Raw genomic sequence first — 21472 nt, 5'->3', positions numbered from 1 at the left:
GACAGCCTACTCCTCTCCCGCCAGCCGCTGATACTGCCTGAAACGGGCCCGGGCATCGTCCTCCGTTTGCCGGAACAGCGCGTCCGCCAGATCCGGCGTGGTTTTATGCAGCGCGGCATAGCGCACCTCGCCGAGCAAAAAGTCGCGGAAACTCTCTTCCGGCTCTTCGGAGTCCAGTATAAACGGCGTTTTGCCCTCGGCTTCCCGCTGCGGATGATAGCGCCACAGGTGCCAGTATCCCGCCTCCACCGCCCGCTTCGCCTCGCGCTGACTGCAGCGCATCCCGGCTTTCAGGCCGTGGTTGATACAGGCGGCATAGGCGATCACCAGCGACGGTCCCGGCCAGGCCTCGGCCTCGGCGATGGCCCGCAGGGTCTGATCTTTATCGGCGCCCATGGCGATCTGGGCAACGTAAACATTGCCGTAGCTCATCGCCATCATGCCGAGATCTTTTTTACGCGTGCGTTTCCCCTGAGCGGCAAATTTGGCGATCGCCGCCACCGGGGTCGATTTGGACGACTGGCCGCCGGTGTTGGAGTAGACCTCGGTATCAAACACCAGAATATTGACGTCTTCCCCACTGGCCAGCACATGATCGAGGCCGCCAAAGCCGATATCGTAGGCCCAGCCGTCGCCGCCGAAGATCCACTGCGAACGCCGGACGAAATAGTCGCGGTTCTGCCAGAGCTGCTCCAGCAGCGGGACGCCCTCTTTTTCCGCCGCCAGCAACGCACTGAGGCGGTCCGCGCGCTCGCGGGTCCCCTCCCCCTCATCCTGCTGCGCCAGCCACTGCCGCATCGCGGCGTGAAGCGCGTCGCTGACCGGCAGCGCCAGCGCGGCGGTCAGCTCCTCGGCGATCTGTTGGCGGATCGCCTGGCCGCCAAGCATCATGCCGAGACCGAACTCGGCGTTATCCTCAAACAGCGAGTTTGCCCAGGCCGGCCCGTGGCCGCGATGGTTGGTGGTATAGGGCATCGAAGGCGCGCTGGCGCCCCAGATCGAAGAGCAGCCGGTGGCGTTGGCGATCAGCATCCGGTCGCCAAACAGCTGGGTGATAAGCCGGGCATAGGGCGTTTCTCCACAGCCCGCGCAGGCGCCGGAAAACTCCAGCAGCGGCGTTTCGAACTGGCTGCCTTTGACCGTCGTTTTGCGAAACGGGTTATCTTTTGGCGCCAGTCCCAGGGCGTAATCCCAGACCGGAGCCATCGCACGCTGGCTGTCGAGGGAGACCATCTGCAGCGCCTTGCCGCGCGACGGGCAGCTCTCCACGCAGTTGCCGCAGCCGGAGCAGTCCAGCGGCGAGATAGCCAGATGATAGTGATAGTCTTTGGCCCCCTGGGCGGGTTTACTCAGCAGCCCGGCGGGAGCCGTGTCCTGCTCTTCAGCGTTCAGTAACGCCGGGCGGATCGCCGCATGCGGGCAGACAAAGGCGCACTGGTTACACTGGGTACAGCCGTCAGGCTGCCAGACCGGCACCTCCAGCGCGATGCCGCGCTTCTCCCAGGCGGCGGTGCCGGAGGGAAAGGTGCCGTCTTCCATTCCGGCGAAGGCGCTCACCGGCAACAGGTCGCCACGCTGGCGGTTCATGGGCTGCAGGATATCGCGGATGAAGTCCGGCATCAGGGCGCTCGCCTGCGGTGCCGGCGCCTCGAGGGTCGCCCAGTGGGCGGGTACCGTCACCCGGTGCAGCGCCGCCATCCCCAGCTCGATAGCCCGCCGGTTCATCTCAATGACGCTCGCCCCTTTGCTGCCATAGCTTTTCTCCACCGCCTGCTTGAGATAGTCCGCCGCCGTTTGCGGCTCGATAATCGCCGTCAGCTTAAAGAACGCCGCCTGCATCAGCATGTTAAAGCGCCCACCGAGGCCCAGCTCGCGGGCAATGTCCACCGCATTAAGGGTATAAAAGTCGATCTTTTCCTGCGCCAGATAGCGCCGGACGCTGACCGGCAGGTGCTGCTCCAGCTCTGCCTCGGACCAGCTGCAGTTGAGCAGAAAGGTGCCTCCCGGCTTCAGCCCCTCCAGCAGGTCGTAGCGGTCGACATAGGATTGCTGAGAGCAGGCGATAAAATCGGCCCGGTGGATCAGGTAGGGCGAGGTGATCGGCCGATCGCCAAAGCGCAGGTGCGAAACGGTGATCCCCCCGGACTTTTTCGAGTCGTAGGAAAAGTAGGCCTGGGCGTAGAGTGGCGTGTTATCGCCGATGATCTTGATGGCGCTTTTGTTTGCCCCGACGGTGCCGTCCGAGCCCATGCCCCAGAATTTACAGGCGGTGATCCCGGCATGGGAGACCGCCAGCGGTTCCTGCCGGGCGGGCAGCGAGGTAAAAGTGACATCATCGACAATACCCATGGTAAAACCGTCCTTCGGCAGCGGCTGCCTGAGGTTGTCAAACACCGCGGCGATATCGTTGGGCAGCACGTCCTTACCGCCGAGCGCGTAGCGGCCGCCGACGATCAGCGGCGCATCGTCGCGTTGATAGAAGGCGTTCTTGACGTCGAGGCACAGCGGTTCCGCCTGCGCCCCCGGCTCTTTGGTGCGGTCAAGGACGGCAATACGCTGCACGCTGCCGGGCAGTTGCGCGAAAAAGTGCGCCAGCGAGAACGGCCGATAGAGATGGACGCTGAGCAGCCCCACCTTCTCCCCCGCCGCATTCAGCGTCTCCACCACCTCCTGGACGGTGTCGCACACTGAGCCCATGGCGATAATCACCCGCTCGGCATCCGGCGCGCCGTGGTAATTAAACAGGTGATATTCCCGCCCGGTCAGCGCGGTGATCTTCGCCATATAGCTTTCCACCAGATCGGGCAGCGCGAGGTAGAAGCGGTTACCCGCCTCCCGCTCCTGGAAGTAGATATCCGGATTTTGCGCGGTGCCGCGGATCACCGGATGATCCGGGTGCAGCGCCTGCCGACGAAAGCGCTCCAGCGCCGGGCGGTCCAGCAGCGTCGCCAGTTGCTCATACGCCAGCACCTCAATCTTCTGTATTTCGTGCGAGGTGCGAAAGCCGTCGAAAAAGTTGATAAACGGGATCCGCCCGGCGATCGCCGCCAGGTGCGCCACCGCCGACAGGTCCATCACCTGCTGAACGTTATTCTCCACCAGCATGGCGCAGCCGGTCTGGCGTACCGCCATCACGTCCTGATGGTCGCCAAAAATATTCAGCGAATTGGTCGCCAGCGCCCGCGCGCTGACGTGAAAAACACCCGGCAGCAGTTCACCGGCAATTTTGTACAAATTGGGGATCATCAGCAGCAGCCCCTGCGACGCGGTGTAGGTGGTGGTGAGCGCTCCCGCCTGCAGCGCGCCGTGCACCGCCCCGGCGGCACCGGCTTCGGATTGCATTTCCATCAGGCGCACCGGCTGGCCAAACAGATTCTTTTTCCCCTTAGCGGCCCATTCATCGACATTTTCCGCCATCGGCGTGGAGGGGGTGATGGGGTAGATGGCCGCCACGTCGGTAAAGGCGTAGGAGATCCAGGCCGCCGCCGTGTTGCCATCCATTGTTTTCATGTTTCCGGACATCGTTCAATCCTCAAAGGTGAGCGTTCTCTTTACCGCGGCAGCCCGCGGCAAACCCTGTCACCTCTCCAAGCACAGCCTGTGCCAGCTCGCGAATTGCCGCCTGTCACTCATCAATTCAACAGGTTAAGGGAAGAAACGCGCAGGCCCGTCCGGCGGGATTGCGGGGAATAAGACACTGTGCGCGACAAGCTGTTGAACAGGTGACAAAGCGCCGCGCCGGGCCCGTGGCGGGAAATTGTTCTGTTTCGCACATTTGGTAGCGTTATTGTGCCGTTTGCTCAGCCTCCCGGCACGGCTGTTTTACAAAAAACACTTATTTATCAAATGACTAAGCAAAAATTCGCAGCTGGTACGTTCCCTGCACTTCTCTGCTGGCAAACACTCAACAACAGGAGAAGTCACCATGACCATGCGTCAATGCGCTATCTACGGTAAAGGCGGTATCGGTAAATCCACCACCACCCAGAATCTCGTCGCGGCCCTCGCCGAGATGGGTAAGAAAGTGATGATCGTCGGCTGCGATCCGAAAGCGGACTCCACCCGTTTGATCCTCCACGCTAAAGCCCAGAACACCATCATGGAGATGGCGGCGGAAGTGGGCTCAGTCGAGGATCTGGAGCTCGAAGACGTTCTGCAAATCGGCTATGGCGATGTCCGTTGCGCCGAATCCGGCGGCCCGGAGCCAGGCGTCGGCTGCGCCGGACGCGGGGTGATCACCGCCATCAACTTCCTCGAGGAAGAAGGCGCCTATGAAGAAGATTTGGATTTCGTCTTCTATGACGTCCTCGGCGACGTGGTCTGCGGCGGCTTCGCTATGCCGATCCGCGAAAACAAAGCCCAGGAGATCTACATCGTCTGCTCCGGCGAGATGATGGCGATGTATGCCGCCAACAATATCTCCAAGGGGATCGTGAAGTACGCCAAATCTGGCAAGGTGCGCCTCGGCGGCCTGATCTGTAACTCGCGCAAAACCGACCGGGAAGACGAACTGATCATCGCCCTGGCGGAGAAGCTTGGCACGCAGATGATCCACTTCGTTCCCCGCGACAACATTGTGCAGCGCGCGGAGATCCGCCGGATGACGGTGATCGAGTACGACCCGACCTGTCAGCAGGCGAATGAATATCGTCAACTGGCGCAGAAGATCGTCAATAACACCAAAAAAGTGGTGCCAACGCCGTGCACCATGGACGAGCTGGAATCGCTGCTGATGGAGTTCGGCATCATGGAAGAAGAAGACACCAGCATCATTGGTAAAACCGCCGCTGAAGAAAACGCGGCCTGAGCACAGGATCCTCACCATGACCAACGCAACAGGCGAACGTAACCTTGCGCTCATCCAGGAAGTCCTGGAGGTGTTTCCCGAAACCGCGCGCAAAGAGCGCAGAAAGCACATGATGATCAGCGATCCGCAGATGGAGAGCGTCGGCAAGTGCATTATCTCGAACCGTAAATCGCAGCCCGGGGTGATGACCGTGCGTGGCTGCGCCTATGCGGGCTCGAAAGGGGTGGTGTTTGGGCCAATCAAAGACATGGCCCATATCTCGCACGGCCCCATCGGCTGCGGCCAGTACTCGCGCGCCGGACGGCGCAACTACTATACCGGCGTCAGCGGTGTCGACAGCTTCGGCACCCTGAACTTCACCTCTGATTTTCAGGAGCGCGATATTGTTTTCGGCGGCGATAAAAAGCTGACCAAACTGATCGAAGAGATGGAGCTGCTGTTCCCGCTGACCAAAGGGATCACCATCCAGTCGGAGTGCCCGGTGGGCCTGATCGGCGATGACATCAGCGCCGTAGCCAACGCCAGCAGCAAGGCGCTGGATAAACCGGTGATCCCGGTGCGCTGCGAAGGCTTTCGCGGCGTATCGCAATCGCTGGGCCACCATATCGCCAACGACGTGGTGCGCGACTGGGTGCTGAACAATCGCGAAGGGCAGCCGTTTGCCAGCACCCCGTACGATGTTGCCATCATTGGCGATTACAACATCGGCGGCGACGCCTGGGCCTCGCGCATTCTGCTGGAAGAGATGGGGCTGCGCGTAGTGGCGCAGTGGTCCGGCGACGGCACCCTGGTGGAGATGGAGAACACCCCATTCGTTAAGCTTAACCTCGTCCACTGCTACCGTTCGATGAACTATATCGCCCGCCATATGGAGGAGAAACATCAGATCCCGTGGATGGAATATAACTTCTTCGGCCCGACCAAAATCGCCGAATCGCTGCGCAAGATCGCCGATCAATTTGATGACACCATTCGCGCCAATGCGGAAGCGGTGATCGCCAAATATGAGGGGCAAATGGCGGCCATCATCGCCAAATATCGCCCGCGGCTGGAGGGGCGCAAAGTGCTGCTGTACATGGGGGGGCTGCGGCCGCGCCACGTCATCGGCGCCTATGAGGATCTCGGGATGGAGATCATCGCCGCCGGCTACGAGTTTGCCCATAACGATGATTACGACCGCACCCTGCCGGACCTGAAAGAGGGCACCCTGCTGTTTGACGATGCCAGCAGCTATGAGCTGGAGGCCTTCGTCAAAGCGCTGAAACCTGACCTCATCGGCTCCGGGATCAAAGAGAAATATATTTTCCAGAAAATGGGGGTGCCGTTCCGCCAGATGCACTCCTGGGACTATTCCGGCCCCTATCACGGCTATGACGGCTTCGCCATCTTTGCCCGCGATATGGATATGACCCTGAACAATCCGGCGTGGAACGAACTGACTGCCCCGTGGCTGAAGTCTGCGTGATTGCCCCTTCACTGTCCCGTCAGTCCACCGATTTGTGGCGCGGGAGGAGAACACCATGAGCCAAACGATCGATAAAATTCACAGCTGTTATCCGCTGTTTGAACAGGATGAATACCAGACCCTGTTCCAGAATAAAAAGACCCTTGAAGAGGCGCACGACGCGCAGCGTGTGCAGGAGGTTTTTGCCTGGACCACCACCGCCGAGTATGAAGCGCTGAACTTCCAGCGCGAGGCGCTGACCGTCGACCCGGCCAAAGCCTGCCAGCCGCTCGGCGCCGTACTCTGCGCGCTGGGGTTCGCCGGCACCCTGCCCTACGTGCACGGCTCCCAGGGCTGCGTCGCCTATTTTCGCACCTACTTTAACCGCCATTTTAAAGAGCCGGTCGCCTGCGTCTCCGACTCCATGACCGAGGACGCGGCGGTGTTCGGCGGCAACAACAACATGAATCTGGGCCTGCAGAATGCCAGCGCGCTGTATAAACCCGAGATTATCGCCGTCTCCACCACCTGCATGGCCGAGGTGATCGGCGACGATCTGCAGGCGTTTATCGCCAACGCCAAAAAAGAGGGATTTGTTGACGACAGCATCGCCATTCCTTACGCCCATACCCCCAGCTTTATCGGCAGCCATGTCACCGGCTGGGACAATATGTTCGAAGGGTTCGCGAAGACCTTTACCGCTGACTACGCCGGGCAGCCGGGCAAACAGCAAAAGCTCAATCTGGTGACCGGATTTGAGACCTATCTCGGCAACTTCCGCGTGCTGAAGCGGATGATGGCGCAGATGGATGTCCCGTGCAGCCTGCTCTCCGACCCATCAGAGGTGCTCGACACCCCCGCCGACGGCCATTACCGGATGTACGCCGGCGGCACCAGCCAGCAGGAGATCAAAACCGCGCCGGACGCCATTGACACCCTGCTGCTGCAGCCGTGGCAGCTGGTGAAAAGCAAAAAGGTGGTTCAGGAGATGTGGAACCAGCCCGCCACCGAGGTGGCCGTTCCGCTGGGCCTGGCCGCCACCGACGCCCTGCTAATGACCGTCAGTCAGCTGACCGGCAAACCGATCGCCGACGCTCTGACCCTGGAGCGCGGCCGGCTGGTCGACATGATGCTGGATTCCCACACCTGGCTGCATGGCAAAAAATTCGGCCTCTACGGCGATCCGGATTTCGTGATGGGGCTGACGCGCTTCCTGCTGGAGCTGGGCTGCGAGCCGACGGTGATCCTCAGTCATAACGCCAATAAACGCTGGCAAAAAGCGATGAAGAAAATGCTCGATGCCTCGCCGTACGGTCAGGAAAGCGAAGTGTTCATCAACTGCGACCTGTGGCACTTCCGGTCGCTGATGTTCACCCGTCAGCCGGACTTTATGATCGGTAACTCCTACGGCAAGTTTATCCAGCGCGATACCCTGGCAAAGGGCAAAGCCTTCGAAGTGCCGCTGATCCGTCTGGGCTTTCCGCTGTTCGACCGCCATCATCTGCACCGCCAGACCACCTGGGGCTATGAAGGCGCAATGAACATCGTCACGACGCTGGTGAACGCCGTGTTGGAAAAACTGGACCACGACACCAGCCAGTTGGGCAAAACCGATTACAGCTTCGACCTCGTTCGTTAACCATCAGGCGCCCCGCCGCAGGCGGGGCCAGGAGGGAGTATGCCCATCGTGATTTTCCGTGAGCGCGGCGAGGCGCTGTATGCCTATATCGCCAAACAGGATCTGGAGGCCCGGGTGCTCCAGGTCGAACATGACGAGACGGACCGCTGGGGCGGCGCGATTGCCCTCGAAGGGGGACGTCGCTACTACGTCAATCCGCAGCCGGGGCGACCCGTCTTCCCGATAAGCCTGCGCGCCACCCGCAGCACGCTGCTATAAGGAGCTGGAAATGTCCGACAACGATACCCTTTTCTGGCGTCTGCTGGCGCTGTTCCAGACGCTGCCGGAGCTGCAGCCGGTGCAAGTCGTCGACTGGCTGGCGCAGGAGTGCGGCGAAACGTTGACCCCGGCACGGTTAACCACCCTGACGCAGCCTCAGCTGGCCGCCAGCTTTCCTTCGGCGACGGCGGTGATGTCCCCAGCCCGCTGGGCGCGGGTCATCGCCTGCCTGCAGGGGGTGCTGCCCGGCCATTTGCGCATCGCCCGCCCCCCTCAGCGAACGCCGCAGCTGCGGGTCGCTTTTTGCTCGCAGGATGGCCTGGCCATCAATGGTCATTTTGGCCAGAACCGGCTGTTTTTTATCTATGCCTTCGATGACCAGGGCGGCTGGCTGGCGGATCTGCGCCGCTATGCGTCTTCTTCTGCGGCGTCGGACGCCAGCGAGATGCGCGCCAGGCTGCTGGAGGATTGCCATCTGCTGTTTTGTCAGGAGATTGGCGGGCCTGCCGCCGCGAGGTTGATCCGCCATCAGATCCATCCGATGAAAGCGCCGCCGGGCACGACGATTCAGGCGCAGTGCGACGCGGTGAGCGCGATGTTGGCCGGTCGGCTGCCGCCGTGGCTGGCGAAGCGCCTCAACCGGGATAACCCTCTGGAGGAACGTGTTTTTTAATCGTTGCGTTTTGCTTGTTGCCCGCCGACCCCGCGGGCCTTTTTTTGCCCCCGCAGGGAACATTCTTTCAGCAAGGCAAGCGCCGCAGGACAGGGACAAAAGTAACAGCCGGGGGTTGGGCGCATCAGGAAAATTGGCGAGAACGCAGGCGCGCATCCAGGACTGGCCGCCAGGACGGCGGCCAGAGGGCGGTCGAGACAAGGATGTCGAGTCCGCCCGTTCCGCCAGATGAAGCCGGAGTGGAGCGGACCGCGCAGCGGCAATTTTCAGCGCCATGCTGGGGGTCATGGGGGGCGGGCGAAACGCCCCCCATGCCGTTCACCCGCAGAGGGCGCAATGAAATAGTGAGGAAGGTCGGTGAACGGAATATTCCACCTTATCGACCCTTCCCGTCATTCGCCAATATGCGGCAATACTGTCGCGGTAAATCCAGTTATCAGCGCGATAAATCATGCCTTCCCCCTGTCCGATTGTTGCCTTTGTCGCAAAACCCACAACCCTTTTCCCTTAAAAATCAACCTCCCTCTCCCTGGAGCGCGAATTGCATCACCTCTCCGGTCTCCCACCGTCAACGAGGTCACTATGAAGGGAAAGGAAATTCTGGCGCTGCTGGACGAACCCGCCTGCGAGCACAACCAGAAGCAAAAATCCGGCTGCAGCGCCCCTAAGCCCGGCGCTACCGCCGGCGGCTGCGCCTTCGACGGCGCGCAGATAACGCTCCTGCCCATCGCCGACGTCGCGCACCTGGTGCACGGCCCCATCGGCTGCGCGGGCAGCTCGTGGGATAACCGCGGCAGCGTCAGCGCCGGCCCGGCCCTCAACCGGCTCGGCTTTACCACCGATCTTAACGAACAGGATGTGATTATGGGCCGCGGCGAACGCCGCCTGTTCCACGCCGTCCGTCACATCGTCGACCGCTATCATCCGGCGGCGGTCTTTATCTACAACACCTGCGTACCGGCGATGGAGGGGGATGACCTGGAGGCCGTCTGCCAGGCCGCACAGACCGCCACCGGCGTCCCGGTCATCGCCATTGACGCCGCCGGTTTCTACGGCAGTAAAAATCTTGGCAACCGAATGGCGGGCGACGTGATGCTCAGGCAGGTGATTGGCCAGCGCGAACCGGCCCCGTGGCCAGACAACACGCCCTTTGCCCCGGCCCAGCGCCACGATATCGGCCTGATTGGCGAATTCAATATCGCCGGCGAGTTCTGGCAGGTCCAGCCGCTGCTCGACGAGCTGGGGATCCGCGTCCTCGGCAGCCTCTCCGGCGACGGCCGCTTTGCCGAGATCCAGACCCTGCACCGGGCGCAGGCCAATATGCTGGTGTGCTCGCGCGCGCTGATCAACGTCGCCCGGGGGCTGGAGCTGCGCTACGGCACGCCGTGGTTTGAAGGCAGCTTCTACGGGATCCGCGCCACCTCCGACGCCTTGCGCCAGCTGGCGACGCTGCTGGGGGATGACGACCTGCGCCGCCGCACCGACGCGCTAATCGCCCGCGAAGAGCAGGCGGCGGAGCAGGCCCTGGCGCCGTGGCGCGAGCAGCTCCGCGGGCGCAAAGTGCTGCTCTATACCGGCGGCGTGAAATCCTGGTCGGTGGTCTCGGCCCTGCAGGATCTCGGCATGACCGTGGTGGCCACCGGCACGCGGAAATCCACCGAGGAGGACAAACAGCGGATCCGTGAGCTGATGGGCGACGAGGCGGTGATGCTTGAGGAGGGCAATGCCCGCACCCTGCTCGACGTGGTGTACCGCTATCAGGCCGACCTGATGATCGCCGGCGGACGCAATATGTACACCGCCTGGAAAGCCCGGCTGCCGTTTCTCGATATCAATCAGGAGCGCGAGCACGCCTACGCCGGCTATCAGGGCATCATCACCCTCGCCCGCCAGCTCTGTCTGACCCTCGCCAGTCCCGTCTGGCCGCAAACGCATACCCGCGCCCCGTGGCGCTAGGAGAACACCATGGCAGATATTATCCGCAGTGAAAAACCGCTGGCGGTGAGCCCGATTAAAACCGGGCAACCGCTCGGGGCGATCCTCGCCAGCCTCGGGCTGGCCCAGGCCATCCCGCTGGTCCACGGCGCCCAGGGCTGCAGCGCCTTCGCCAAAGTTTTCTTTATTCAGCATTTCCATGACCCGGTGCCGCTGCAGTCGACGGCCATGGATCCGACCGCCACGATCATGGGGGCCGACGGCAATATCTTCACCGCGCTCGACACCCTCTGCCAGCGCCACAGCCCGCAGGCCATCGTGCTGCTCAGCACCGGTCTGGCGGAAGCGCAGGGCAGCGATATCGCCCGGGTGGTGCGCCAGTTTCGTGAGGCGCATCCGCGCCATAACGGCGTGGCGATCCTCACCGTCAATACCCCGGATTTTTTTGGCTCGATGGAAAACGGCTACAGCGCGGTGATCGAGAGCGTGATCGAGCAGTGGGTCGCGCCGACGCCGCGTCCGGGGCAGCGGCCCCGGCGGGTCAACCTGCTGGTCAGCCACCTCTGTTCGCCAGGGGATATCGAATGGCTGGGCCGCTGCGTGGAGGCCTTTGGCCTGCAGCCGGTGATCCTGCCGGACCTCTCGCAGTCAATGGATGGCCACCTCGGTGAAGGGGATTTTACGCCCCTGACCCAGGGCGGCGCCTCGCTGCGCCAGATTGCCCAGATGGGCCAGAGTCTGGGCAGCTTCGCCATTGGCGTGTCGCTCCAGCGGGCGGCATCGCTCCTGACCCAACGCAGCCGCGGCGACGTGATCGCCCTGCCGCATCTGATGACCCTCGACCATTGCGATACCTTTATCCATCAGCTGGCGAAGATGTCCGGACGCCGCGTACCGGCCTGGATTGAGCGCCAGCGCGGCCAGCTGCAGGATGCGATGATCGACTGCCATATGTGGCTTCAGGGCCAGCGCATGGCGATGGCGGCGGAGGGCGACCTGCTGGCGGCGTGGTGTGATTTCGCCCGCAGCCAGGGGATGCAGCCCGGCCCGCTGGTCGCCCCCACCAGCCACCCCAGCCTGCGCCAGCTGCCGGTCGAGCAAGTCGTGCCGGGGGATCTTGAGGATCTGCAGCAGCTGCTGAGCCACCACCCCGCCGATCTGCTGGTGGCTAACTCTCACGCCCGCGATCTGGCGGAGCAGTTTGCCCTGCCGCTGATCCGCGTCGGTTTTCCCCTCTTCGACCGGCTCGGTGAGTTTCGTCGCGTCCGCCAGGGGTACGCCGGCATGCGAGATACGCTGTTTGAGCTGGCCAATCTGCTGCGCGACCGCCATCACCACACCGCCCTCTACCGCTCGCCGCTTCGCCAGGGCGCCGACCCCCTGCCGGCTTCAGGAGACGCTTATGCCGCCCATTAATCGTCAGTTTGATATGGTCCACGCCGACGAGTGGTCGATGAAAGTCGCCTTCGCCAGCTCCGATTACCGCCACGTCGATCAGCATTTCGGCGCCACGCCGCGGCTGGTGGTCTACGGCGTCAAAGCCGACCGGGTCACCCTGCTGCGGGTGGTGGAGTTCCCGGTCGCCAGCGGTCACCAGACCGAGAAGATAGCCGAGCGCATCCACGCCCTTGAGGATTGCGTCACCCTGTTCTGCGTGGCGATTGGCGAGGCGGTTTTTCGCCAGCTGCTGCAGGTGGGCGTCCGCGCCGAACGCGTCCCAGACCAGACCACCATCCTCGGCTTGCTGCAGGAGATCCAACTCTCCTGGTATGAAAAAGCGCAGCGCCGCAGCGCGCGGCAACGCGATCCGCAGCGCTTTAACCGCCTGCTGGAGGAGCCGGCGTGGCGGGAGGAGCCCGACCCGCTCCCCTGATCCTGTCGTTTATGTGACAAAGCCCACAAAACGCCACAACAGTGTCGGCCCTGTCGGGGGCGCTTAACCCGCCAGGTCATTAACAAATAAGGTTTTTATGCGTTGGTATCGCAATTGCTTGGGGGTCAGTACCCCCGCCAGTCTGCGGTGTACCGCGCCCCGGCGTTTTCGTCATCATCCCTGGAGCTGACAGCATGTGGAACTACTCCGAGAAAGTGAAAGACCATTTTTTTCATCCCCGCAACGCGCGCGTGGTCGACAACGCCAACGCGGTGGGCGATGTGGGTTCATTAAGCTGCGGCGATGCGCTGCGCCTGATGCTGCGGGTTGATCCGCAGACCGAGATCATCGAGGAGGCGGGCTTCCAGACCTTCGGCTGCGGCAGCGCCATCGCCTCCTCTTCCGCGCTGACGGAGCTGATTATCGGCCACACCCTGACCGAAGCCGGGCAGATCACCAACCAGCAGATTGCCGACTACCTCGACGGTCTGCCGCCGGAAAAAATGCACTGCTCGGTGATGGGCCAGGAAGCGCTGCGTGCGGCCATCGCCCATTTTCGCGGCGAAAGCCTTGAGGAGGAGCATGAGGAGGGCAAGCTGATCTGTAAGTGCTTCGGCGTCGACGAAGGGCATATTCGCCGGGCCGTGGTGAACAACGGCCTGACCACCCTCGAGGAAGTGATCAACTACACCAAAGCCGGCGGCGGCTGCACCGCCTGCCATGAAAAAATTGAGCTGGCGCTGGCGGCGATCCTCGCACAACAGCCGCCAGCCCCCCTGCCGGTGGAGACGGCCCACGATGCGCACTGGCAAAGCGTGGTCGATACCATCAACGAACTGCGCCCGCACATTCAGGCCGACGGCGGCGACATGACGTTGCTCAACGTCACCCCGCGTCAGGTGACCGTCAGCCTCTCCGGCAGCTGCAGCGGCTGCATGATGACCGACATGACCCTCGCCTGGCTGCAGCAAAAGCTGATGGAGCGTACCGGAACTTACATGGACGTGGTGGCGGCCCCGGCCGCGGTTAACTAACCCAAGGGGGATACGATGAAACCTGTTTATCTCGATAACAACGCCACCACCCGTCTCGACCCGATGGTTCTCGACGCGATGATGCCCTTTTTAACCGACTTTTACGGCAACCCTTCGTCGATACACGATTTTGGTCTGCCGGCGCAGGCGGCCCTTGAACGGGCGCACCAGCAGGTGGCCGCCCTGCTCGGGGCCGACTACCCCAGCGAGATCATCTTTACCTCCTGCGCCACCGAGGCCACCACCACCGCTATCGCCTCGGCGGTGGCCCTGATGCCGGAGCGGCGCGAGATCATCACCAGCGCGGTCGAACATCCCGCCACTCTGGCGGTGTGCGAGCAGCTGGAGCGCCAGGGATACCTGATCCACCGTATCGCCGTGGATCAGCAGGGCGCCCTGGATATGGCGCAATTTCGGGCGGCGCTTAGCCCGCGCGTGGCGCTGGTCAGCATCATGTGGGCCAATAACGAAACAGGCGTCATGTTCCCGGTGCCCGAACTGGCGGAGCTGGCTCATGAGCAGGGCGCGCTGTTTCACTGCGACGCGGTGCAGGTGGTGGGCAAAATCCCGATGACGCTCAGCCAGACGCGGATCGATATGCTCTCCTGCTCGGCGCATAAATTCCACGGCCCCAAAGGGGTGGGCTGCCTCTGGCTGCGGCGGGGAACGCGTTTTCGCCCGCTGCTGCGCGGCGGCCACCAAGCGCATGGCCGGCGGGCCGGTACGGAAAATATCAGCGGCATTGTCGGGATGGGCGCCGCCAGCGAGCTGGCGCAGGTTCATCTGCCGGGCATGGCGCAGATTAGCCAGCTGCGCGATCGTCTTGAACAGCATCTCCAGGCCACTATCCCGGCGGTGACGGTGATGGGCGGCAGCCAGCCGCGGGTGCCCGGCACTCTCAATCTGGCCTTCGAGTGTATCGAGGGCGAGGCAATCCTGCTGCTGATGAATCAGGCCGGGATCGCCGCCTCCAGCGGCAGCGCCTGCACCTCCGGCTCGCTGGAGCCGTCGCACGTCATGCGGGCAATGAATATCCCCTACACTGCGGCCCACGGCACCATCCGCTTCTCCCTCTCACGCTATACCCGGGAAAAAGAGATCGACTACGTCATCGCCACCCTGCCGTCGGTTATCGACCGGCTGCGCGCCCTGTCGCCCTACTGGCGACAGGGTCAGCCGCACCTGCAGGATGGCGCCTTCACGCCGGTCTACGGCTAAGGCGGGGAGACAATGATGGGACGCGTACTGATTAACGACACTACCCTGCGCGATGGTGAACAGAGTCCCGGCGTGGCCTTTCAGGCCAGCGAAAAGATCGCCATCGCCGAGGCGCTGTACGCGGCGGGGATCGAGGCCATGGAGGTCGGCACCCCGGCGATGGGCGAGGAGGAGTGCGCCCGTATCCGGCAGGTGCGCCGACAGCTCCCGGGCGCCACGCTGATGACCTGGTGCCGGATGCAGGCGGGAGAAATTCGCCAGAGCGCCGACCTGGGCATGGACTGGGTGGATATCTCCATCCCCGCCTCCGACAAGCTGCGGCAGTACAAACTGCGCGAAGGCTTACCGCTGCTGCTGGAGCGGCTGGCGGCCCTGATCCACCTCGCCCACACCCTTGGCCTGAAGGTCTGCATTGGCTGTGAGGACGCCTCGCGAGCCAGCGACGCGACGCTGCAGGACATTGCCCGCCTGGCCCGGGAGGCGGGAGCCACCCGTCTGCGCTATGCCGATACCGTCGGTATCCTCGACCCGTTCACTACCGCGGCGCAGATCGCCGCCCTGCGCCGCGTCTGGCCCGGCGAACTCGAGATGCACGCCCATAACGATCTGGGCCTGGCTACCGCCAACACCCTGGCGGCGGTGCGCGCCGGGGCCACCAGCGTGAACACCACCGTGCTGGGCCTGGGCGAACGCGCGGGCAACGCGGCGCTGGAGACCGTGGCGCTCGGACTAGAGCGCTGCCTGGAGGTCAAGACCGGCGTGCGTTTCACCGCCCTGCCGGCGCTGTGCGAACAGGTGGCCCTCGCCACCCGCCGCCCGGTGGACCCCCAGCAGCCGCTGGTGGGCGAGCTGGTCTTTACCCACGAATCCGGCGTGCACGTTGCGGCGCTGCTGCGCGACAGCGAGAGCTATCAGGCGATCGACCCCGCCCTGCTGGGCCGCGGCTATCGGCTGGTGCTGGGCAAACACTCCGGTCGCCAGGCGGTTAACGGCGTCTTCGATCGGATGGGTTATCACCTGACATCAGCGCAAATTGACCAGCTGCTGCCAGCGCTCCGTCGCTTTGCCGAAAACGGCAAACGCAGCCCGCGGGATGATGAGCTGGCGGCAATCTACCACGCGCTCTGCGGCGCCGAAACGCTGCAGGCCAGGGGGTGAGTATGGAGTGGTTTTATCAGATCCCCGGCGTGGGCGACCTGCGCTCCGCCGATGCGTTCTTTCAGTTTTTCGCCGTTCCCTATCAGCCCGAGCGCCTGGCGCACTGCAGCCTGCCGGTGCTGGCCACCTTTCACCGCAAGCTGAAGGCGGAAGTGCCTCTGCTCAACCAGCTGGAGGATAACCCGCGCGCGCACTGGCTGCTGGCGCGCCGACTGCTGGCGGAGAGTTATCAGCAACAGTTCGAGGAGAACACGCCATGAGACCCCGATTTACCTTTAGCGAAGCGGTCCGCGTCGTGCGCGCCATCCGTAACGATGGCACCTATGCGGGCCTGCCGTCCGGCGCCCTGCTGGTGCGCCGGGGCAGCATCGGCTATGTCCGCGACTGGGGAGTATTCTTGCAGGACCAGATCATCTACCAGATCCACTTCCCGGACTGCGACCGGGTGGTCGGCTGTCGCGAACAGGAGCTGATTGCCGGCGATCGGCCCTGGCTGGCCGGCAATCTGCAGTATGGCGATAGCGTAATCTGTCAGACGGCGCTGGCGATGCAGGGCGAGATGGTGGTCAGCGTAGGTCAGTTGGGGCGCATCGAAGCCACCGACCGGGGCGAGCATGGCGACGGCTATATCGTCGACTTCGGCGGCCGCTGGTTCCAGGTCCCGGTAAGCGCGCTGGCGCTGGCAGAGGAGGAAGAATAATGGAGCCATGGCAACGATTTGGCCGGCAGCGGCTGGCGCAGAGCCGCTGGAACTGCGAGCCGGCGGCCATCGACGCGGTCGACCGGCAGGCCTTCGAGGCGGCCTGGCAGCGCCAGGCCCAGATGGAGCAGCTCATTGTCGCCCAGATTGCGCCGGAGGCGATCCCCGCCGCGCTGCTGGAGGGCCTCGCCACTTCGCTGGGCGCCTGGCTGGATGAAGGAGGATTTACGCCAGCGGAGCGGGCGGCGATCGTCCTGCACCACGCCCGGCTGGAAAGCGCCTTCGCCGGGATTGCCAGCCAGGCGCCGCGGCCGGATCCCGCCACGGTGCAGGCCTGGTATCTGCGGCATCAGGCGCAGTTTATGCGCCCGGAACAGCGTCTGACCCGCCATCTGCTGCTCACCGTCGATGGCGACGACCAGGCGGTTTACTCGCGTATACGGGAGCTTCATGGTCAAATCGAAGCCTCCCGCGAGGCGTTTGCGCCGCTGGCCCAGCGACACTCCCACTGCCCGAGCGCGCTGGACGGCGGGCGGCTGGGGTGGATCGGCCGGGGGCTGCTCTATCCGCAACTGGAGGAGGCGCTGTTTGCGCTGGCGGAAAATGCGCTGAGCGCGCCGGTGGCCAGTGAGCTAGGCTGGCATCTGATCTGGTGTGAGGCCATTCGCCCTGCCGCGCCGATGACGCCTGAGCAGGCGCTGGAAAGCGCCCGCGATTACCTCAGTCAACAGAGCCAGCGCCGCCACCAGCGCCAGTGGCTGGCCGAGATGCTAGCGCGCCAGCCGGGGCTGTGCGGGTAGCCGACAGGCTACCCGCCATCGCCTACAGCAGATGCGGTTTAATCTCCTCAAGCCAGGTCGCCAGCCGCGCGTCGGTCTCGTCGAACTGGTTATCCTGGTCCAGGACCAGTCCGACAAAGCGATCCCCCTCCAGCGCCGATGAGGCGCTGAACTCATATCCCTCGTTCGGCCAGCTGCCGATCATCGTCGCCCCGCGGGCACGCAGGGCGTCGTACAGCGGCCGCAGCCCGCTGGCGAAGTTATCCGGATAGCCACGCTGATCGCCGAGGCCAAACAGCGCCACCGTTTTCCCCTGCAGGCTAACGTCGCCGAGGTTGCGGATAAACTCGGCCCACGACTCGCTCTCGCCCCCGGCCTCAAGGCCCGGCAGCTGGCCGTCGCCCAGCGTCGGCGTCCCCAACAGCAGGGCCGGGTAGGCCAGCAGGTCCGCCAGCGTGGCGCGGTTAATATTGACCGGGGCGGCGGCGGCCTCCCCCAGCTGCTTGTGGATCATTTTCGCGATCTTGCGGGTTTTACCGGTATCGGTACCAAAGAAAATGCCAATGTTCGCCATAGTACGCTCCTGTCGGAATGGTGTTGAAAAAAGGAATGACGACAGAGGTATTGCGAAGGCTGTGCCAGGTTGCCCTGCACCGCGACGGCCCATCCCTGCCCCATCAGGATCGCTTCGCATCACGATGCCGCGCGCCAAAGGCGCACCCGGCGGGGCGAAAGGTAAAAATCCGTGAATTTTCCCCCTGTCGGATCAATGTTTCGCGTGGTCGTTCCGATAAGGGCGCACACTTTGCATGGTTATCCGGGTTCGGCTTACCCCGCCGCGTTTTGCGCACGGTGTCGGACAATTTGTCATAACTGCGACACAGGAGTTTGCGATGACCCTGAATATGATGCTCGATAACGCCGCGCCGGAGGCCATCGCCGGCGCGCTGATTCAACAACATCCGGGGCTGTTTTTTACCATGGTGGAACAGGCCTCGGTGGCCATATCCCTCACCGATGCCAGCGCCAGGATCATTTACGCCAACCCAGCGTTTTGCCGCCAGACCGGCTATTCGCTGGCGCAATTGTTAAACCAGAACCCGCGCCTGCTGGCCAGCAGCCAGACGCCGCGCGCGATCTATCAGGAGATGTGGCATACCCTGCTCCAGCGTCAGCCCTGGCGCGGTCAGCTGATTAATCAGCGTCGGGACGGCGGCCTGTACCTGGTGGAGATTGACATCACCCCGGTGCTTAGCCCGCAGGGGGAACTGGAGCATTATCTGGCGATGCAGCGGGATATCAGCGTCAGCTACACCCTCGAACAACGGCTGCGCAACCATATGACCCTGATGGAGGCGGTGCTGAATAATATCCCCGCCGCCGTGGTGGTGGTGGACGAGCAGGATCGGGTGGTGATGGACAACCTCGCCTACAAAACCTTCTGCGCTGACTGCGGCGGCCGGGAGCTGCTCACCGAGCTGCAGGTCTCCCCTGGCCGGATGACGCCCGGTGTGGAGGCGATCCTGCCGGTAGCGCTCCGCGGGGCCGCGCGCTGGCTGTCGGTGACCTGCTGGCCGTTGCCCGGCGTCAGTGAAGAGGCCAGCCGCTACTTTATCGACAGCGCGCTGGCGCGGACCCTGGTGGTGATCGCCGACTGTACCCAGCAGCGTCAGCAGCAGGAGCAAGGGCGCCTTGACCGGCTGAAGCAGCAAATGACCGCCGGCAAGCTGCTGGCGGCGATCCGCGAGTCGCTGGACGCCGCGCTGATCCAGCTGAACTGCCCGATTAATATGCTGGCGGCAGCACGTCGGCTGAACGGCGAGGGAAGCGGGAATGTGGCGCTGGAGGCCGCCTGGCGTGAAGGGGAAGAGGCGATGGCGCGGCTCCAGCGCTGTCGCCCATCGCTGGAACTCGAAAACCCCGCCGTCTGGCCGCTGCAGCCCTTTTTCGACGATCTGTGCGCCCTCTACCGTACCCGCTTCGATCCCGACGGGCTGCAGGTCGACATGGCCTCACCGCATCTGATCGGCTTTGGCCAGCGCACCCCGCTGCTGGCGTGCTTAAGCCTGTGGCTCGACCGCACCCTGGCCCTCGCCGCCGAATTGCCCTCCGTGCCGCTGGCGATGCAGCTCTATGCCGAGGAGAACGACGGCTGGCTGTCGCTGTACCTGACTGATAACGTACCGCTGTTGCAGGTGCGCTACGCCCACTCCCCCGACGCGCTGAACTCGCCGGGCAAAGGCATGGAGCTGCGGCTGATCCAGACCCTGGTGGCGCATCATCGCGGGGCCATTGAGCTGGCTTCCCGACCGCAGGGCGGCACCTGCCTGACCCTGCGTTTCCCGCTGTTTAACACCCTGACCGGAGGTGAAGCATGATCCCTGAATCCGACCCGGACACCACCGTCAGACGCTTCGACCTCTCTCAGCAATTCACCGCCATGCAGCGGATAAGCGTGGTGCTGAGCCGGGCCACCGAGGCCAGCAAAACGCTGCAGGAGGTGCTCAGCGTATTGCACAACGATGCCTTTATGCAGCACGGGATGATTTGCCTGTACGACAGCGAGCAGGAGATCCTCAGTATCGAAGCGCTGCAGCAAACCGGCCAGCAGCCCCTCCCCGGCAGCACGCAGATCCGCTATCGCCCCGGCGAGGGACTGGTGGGGACCGTGCTGGCCCAGGGGCAGTCGCTGGTGCTGCCCCGGGTCGCCGACGATCAGCGTTTTCTCGACCGCCTGAGCCTCTACGATTACGATCTGCCGTTTATCGCCGTACCGTTGATGGGGCCCAACGCCCGGCCAATAGGGGTGCTGGCGGCCCAGCCGATGGCGCGCCAGGAAGAGCGGCTGCCGGCCTGCACCCGTTTTCTCGAAACCGTCGCCAACCTCGTCGCCCAGACCATCCGGCTGATGATCCTTCCGGCCTCACCCGCCCTGTCGAGCCGCCAGCCGCCGAAGGTGGAACGGCCGCCGGCCTGCTCGTCGTCGCGCGGCGTGGGCCTTGACAATATGGTCGGCAAGAGCCCGGCGATGCGCCAGATCGTGGAGGTGATCCGTCAGGTCTCGCGCTGGGACACCACCGTGCTGGTACGCGGCGAAAGCGGCACCGGGAAAGAGCTGATCGCCAACGCCATCCATCACCATTCGCCACGGGCTGGCGCCGCCTTCGTCAAATTTAACTGCGCGGCGCTGCCGGACACCCTGCTGGAAAGCGAACTGTTCGGCCATGAGAAAGGCGCCTTTACCGGGGCGGTGCGTCAGCGTAAAGGACGTTTTGAGCTGGCGGATGGCGGCACCCTGTTCCTCGATGAGATTGGTGAAAGCAGCGCCTCGTTCCAGGCCAAGCTGCTGCGTATCCTCCAGGAGGGGGAGATGGAGCGGGTCGGCGGCGATGAGACCCTGCGGGTGAATGTCCGCATCATCGCCGCCACCAACCGTCACCTGGAGGAGGAGGTCCGGCTGGGCCATTTCCGCGAGGATCTCTACTATCGTCTGAACGTGATGCCCATCGCCCTGCCCCCGCTGCGCGAGCGTCAGGAGGACATCGCCGAGCTGGCGCACTTCCTGGTGCGCAAAATCGGCCAGCATCAGGGGCGCACGCTGCGGATCAGCGAGGGCGCGATCCGCCTGCTGATGGAGTACAGCTGGCCGGGTAACGTTCGCGAACTGGAGAACTGCCTCGAACGATCGGCGGTGATGTCGGAGAGTGGCCTGATCGATCGCGACGTGATCCTCTTCACTCACCAGGATCGTCCCGCCAAAGCCCTGCCTGCCAGCGGGCCAGCAGAAGACAGCTGGCTGGACAACAGCCTGGACGAACGTCAGCGACTGATCGCCGCGCTGGAAAAAGCCGGCTGGGTGCAGGCCAAGGCGGCACGGCTGCTGGGGATGACGCCGCGCCAGGTCGCTTACCGGATCCAGATCATGGATATCACCCTGCCGCGTCTGTAGGCCGC

Annotated in this window: 18 protein-coding genes; 16 read left to right on the top strand and 2 right to left on the bottom strand. The window is 63.5% G+C overall.

The window, feature by feature from the left end; genetic code table 11:
* Window positions 1-6: 6 nt before the first annotated feature.
* On the bottom strand, window positions 7-3522 hold the full coding sequence (nifJ, locus tag HMPREF3096_RS17875) for a pyruvate:ferredoxin (flavodoxin) oxidoreductase (protein ID WP_064144061.1): 3516 nt from the start codon (window positions 3520-3522) through the stop codon (window positions 7-9).
* A 403-nt stretch (window positions 3523-3925) separates the two neighbouring features.
* Here nifJ and nifH point away from each other — a divergent pair, with 403 nt between their 5' ends.
* The 14 genes from nifH to nifM all read left to right on the top strand — a co-directional run bounded on the left by nifH (window position 3926) and on the right by nifM (window position 17539).
* A complete protein-coding gene (gene nifH, locus HMPREF3096_RS17870; RefSeq protein WP_004203553.1) occupies window positions 3926-4807 on the top strand; it encodes a nitrogenase iron protein in 882 nt (293 codons plus the stop codon).
* 16 nt (window positions 4808-4823) lie between these two features.
* Window positions 4824-6272 (top strand): nitrogenase molybdenum-iron protein alpha chain, encoded by a 1449-nt coding sequence (nifD, locus tag HMPREF3096_RS17865; protein WP_012541112.1) that lies wholly within the window; start codon window positions 4824-4826, stop codon window positions 6270-6272.
* Between the two features lie 55 nt (window positions 6273-6327).
* Window positions 6328-7890 (top strand): nitrogenase molybdenum-iron protein subunit beta, encoded by a 1563-nt coding sequence (nifK, locus tag HMPREF3096_RS17860; RefSeq protein WP_008804133.1) that lies wholly within the window; start codon window positions 6328-6330, stop codon window positions 7888-7890.
* Between the two features lie 39 nt (window positions 7891-7929).
* Window positions 7930-8148, top strand: a complete 219-nt coding sequence (gene nifT, locus HMPREF3096_RS17855; protein ID WP_004203557.1) for a putative nitrogen fixation protein NifT — start codon at window positions 7930-7932, stop codon at window positions 8146-8148.
* A 10-nt stretch (window positions 8149-8158) separates the two neighbouring features.
* Window positions 8159-8821 carry a NifB/NifX family molybdenum-iron cluster-binding protein gene (locus tag HMPREF3096_RS17850; RefSeq protein WP_012967614.1) on the top strand — a complete coding sequence of 221 codons (663 nt, stop codon included), beginning with the start codon at window positions 8159-8161 and terminating at the stop codon, window positions 8819-8821.
* Window positions 8822-9403: 582 nt separating this feature from the next.
* Window positions 9404-10777, top strand: coding sequence for a nitrogenase iron-molybdenum cofactor biosynthesis protein NifE (gene nifE, locus HMPREF3096_RS17845; protein ID WP_012541110.1), 1374 nt, complete (start codon window positions 9404-9406; stop codon window positions 10775-10777).
* Between the two features lie 9 nt (window positions 10778-10786).
* Window positions 10787-12172 carry a nitrogenase iron-molybdenum cofactor biosynthesis protein NifN gene (nifN, locus tag HMPREF3096_RS17840; protein WP_032735991.1) on the top strand — a complete coding sequence of 462 codons (1386 nt, stop codon included), beginning with the start codon at window positions 10787-10789 and terminating at the stop codon, window positions 12170-12172.
* The gene (locus HMPREF3096_RS17835) at window positions 12159-12629 is read left to right on the top strand and encodes a NifB/NifX family molybdenum-iron cluster-binding protein (protein ID WP_008804129.1); all 471 of its coding nucleotides are present in this window, start codon (window positions 12159-12161) and stop codon (window positions 12627-12629) included. Before nifN ends, HMPREF3096_RS17835 begins: the two co-directional genes overlap by 14 nt.
* A gap of 194 nt (window positions 12630-12823) precedes the next feature.
* A complete protein-coding gene (nifU, locus tag HMPREF3096_RS17830) occupies window positions 12824-13663 on the top strand; it encodes a Fe-S cluster assembly protein NifU (protein WP_023340488.1) in 840 nt (279 codons plus the stop codon).
* Window positions 13664-13678: 15 nt separating this feature from the next.
* The gene (gene nifS / locus HMPREF3096_RS17825) at window positions 13679-14881 is read left to right on the top strand and encodes a cysteine desulfurase NifS (RefSeq protein WP_012967611.1); all 1203 of its coding nucleotides are present in this window, start codon (window positions 13679-13681) and stop codon (window positions 14879-14881) included.
* A 15-nt stretch (window positions 14882-14896) separates the two neighbouring features.
* Window positions 14897-16039: a homocitrate synthase gene (gene nifV / locus HMPREF3096_RS17820; RefSeq protein WP_032733504.1), complete on the top strand. Its 1143-nt coding sequence runs from the start codon at window positions 14897-14899 to the stop codon at window positions 16037-16039.
* Window positions 16040-16041: 2 nt separating this feature from the next.
* The gene (locus HMPREF3096_RS17815; protein ID WP_008804125.1) at window positions 16042-16299 is read left to right on the top strand and encodes a nitrogenase-stabilizing/protective protein NifW; all 258 of its coding nucleotides are present in this window, start codon (window positions 16042-16044) and stop codon (window positions 16297-16299) included.
* Entirely contained in the window at window positions 16296-16739 is a 444-nt protein-coding gene (locus tag HMPREF3096_RS17810) for a nitrogen fixation protein NifZ (RefSeq protein ID WP_012541106.1), read from the top strand. Before HMPREF3096_RS17815 ends, HMPREF3096_RS17810 begins: the two co-directional genes overlap by 4 nt.
* Window positions 16739-17539 (top strand): nitrogen fixation protein NifM, encoded by an 801-nt coding sequence (nifM, locus tag HMPREF3096_RS17805; RefSeq protein ID WP_039104108.1) that lies wholly within the window; start codon window positions 16739-16741, stop codon window positions 17537-17539. The genes HMPREF3096_RS17810 and nifM overlap by 1 nt, the downstream gene beginning before the upstream one ends.
* Window positions 17540-17561: 22 nt before the next feature.
* Here the strand turns inward: nifM and HMPREF3096_RS17800 are convergent, their stop codons facing one another.
* The gene (locus HMPREF3096_RS17800) at window positions 17562-18092 is read right to left on the bottom strand and encodes a flavodoxin (RefSeq protein ID WP_008804122.1); all 531 of its coding nucleotides are present in this window, start codon (window positions 18090-18092) and stop codon (window positions 17562-17564) included.
* Window positions 18093-18411: 319 nt separating this feature from the next.
* On the opposite strand from HMPREF3096_RS17800, the gene nifL reads away from it, so the two are divergent.
* Together nifL and nifA are read left to right on the top strand one after the other, a co-directional pair.
* The gene (nifL, locus tag HMPREF3096_RS17795) at window positions 18412-19896 is read left to right on the top strand and encodes a nitrogen fixation negative regulator NifL (RefSeq protein WP_039104111.1); all 1485 of its coding nucleotides are present in this window, start codon (window positions 18412-18414) and stop codon (window positions 19894-19896) included.
* Entirely contained in the window at window positions 19893-21467 is a 1575-nt protein-coding gene (gene nifA, locus HMPREF3096_RS17790; protein ID WP_008804120.1) for a nif-specific transcriptional activator NifA, read from the top strand. Before nifL ends, nifA begins: the two co-directional genes overlap by 4 nt.
* The last annotated feature ends 5 nt before the right edge of the window (window positions 21468-21472 follow it).

It is taken from the genome of Klebsiella sp. HMSC25G12 (genome assembly GCF_001807705.1).
Classification (GTDB): domain Bacteria; phylum Pseudomonadota; class Gammaproteobacteria; order Enterobacterales; family Enterobacteriaceae; genus Klebsiella; species Klebsiella variicola.
Note: the sequence above shows the minus strand (reverse complement) of the source record. Positions and strands in the feature narration are given on the sequence as shown.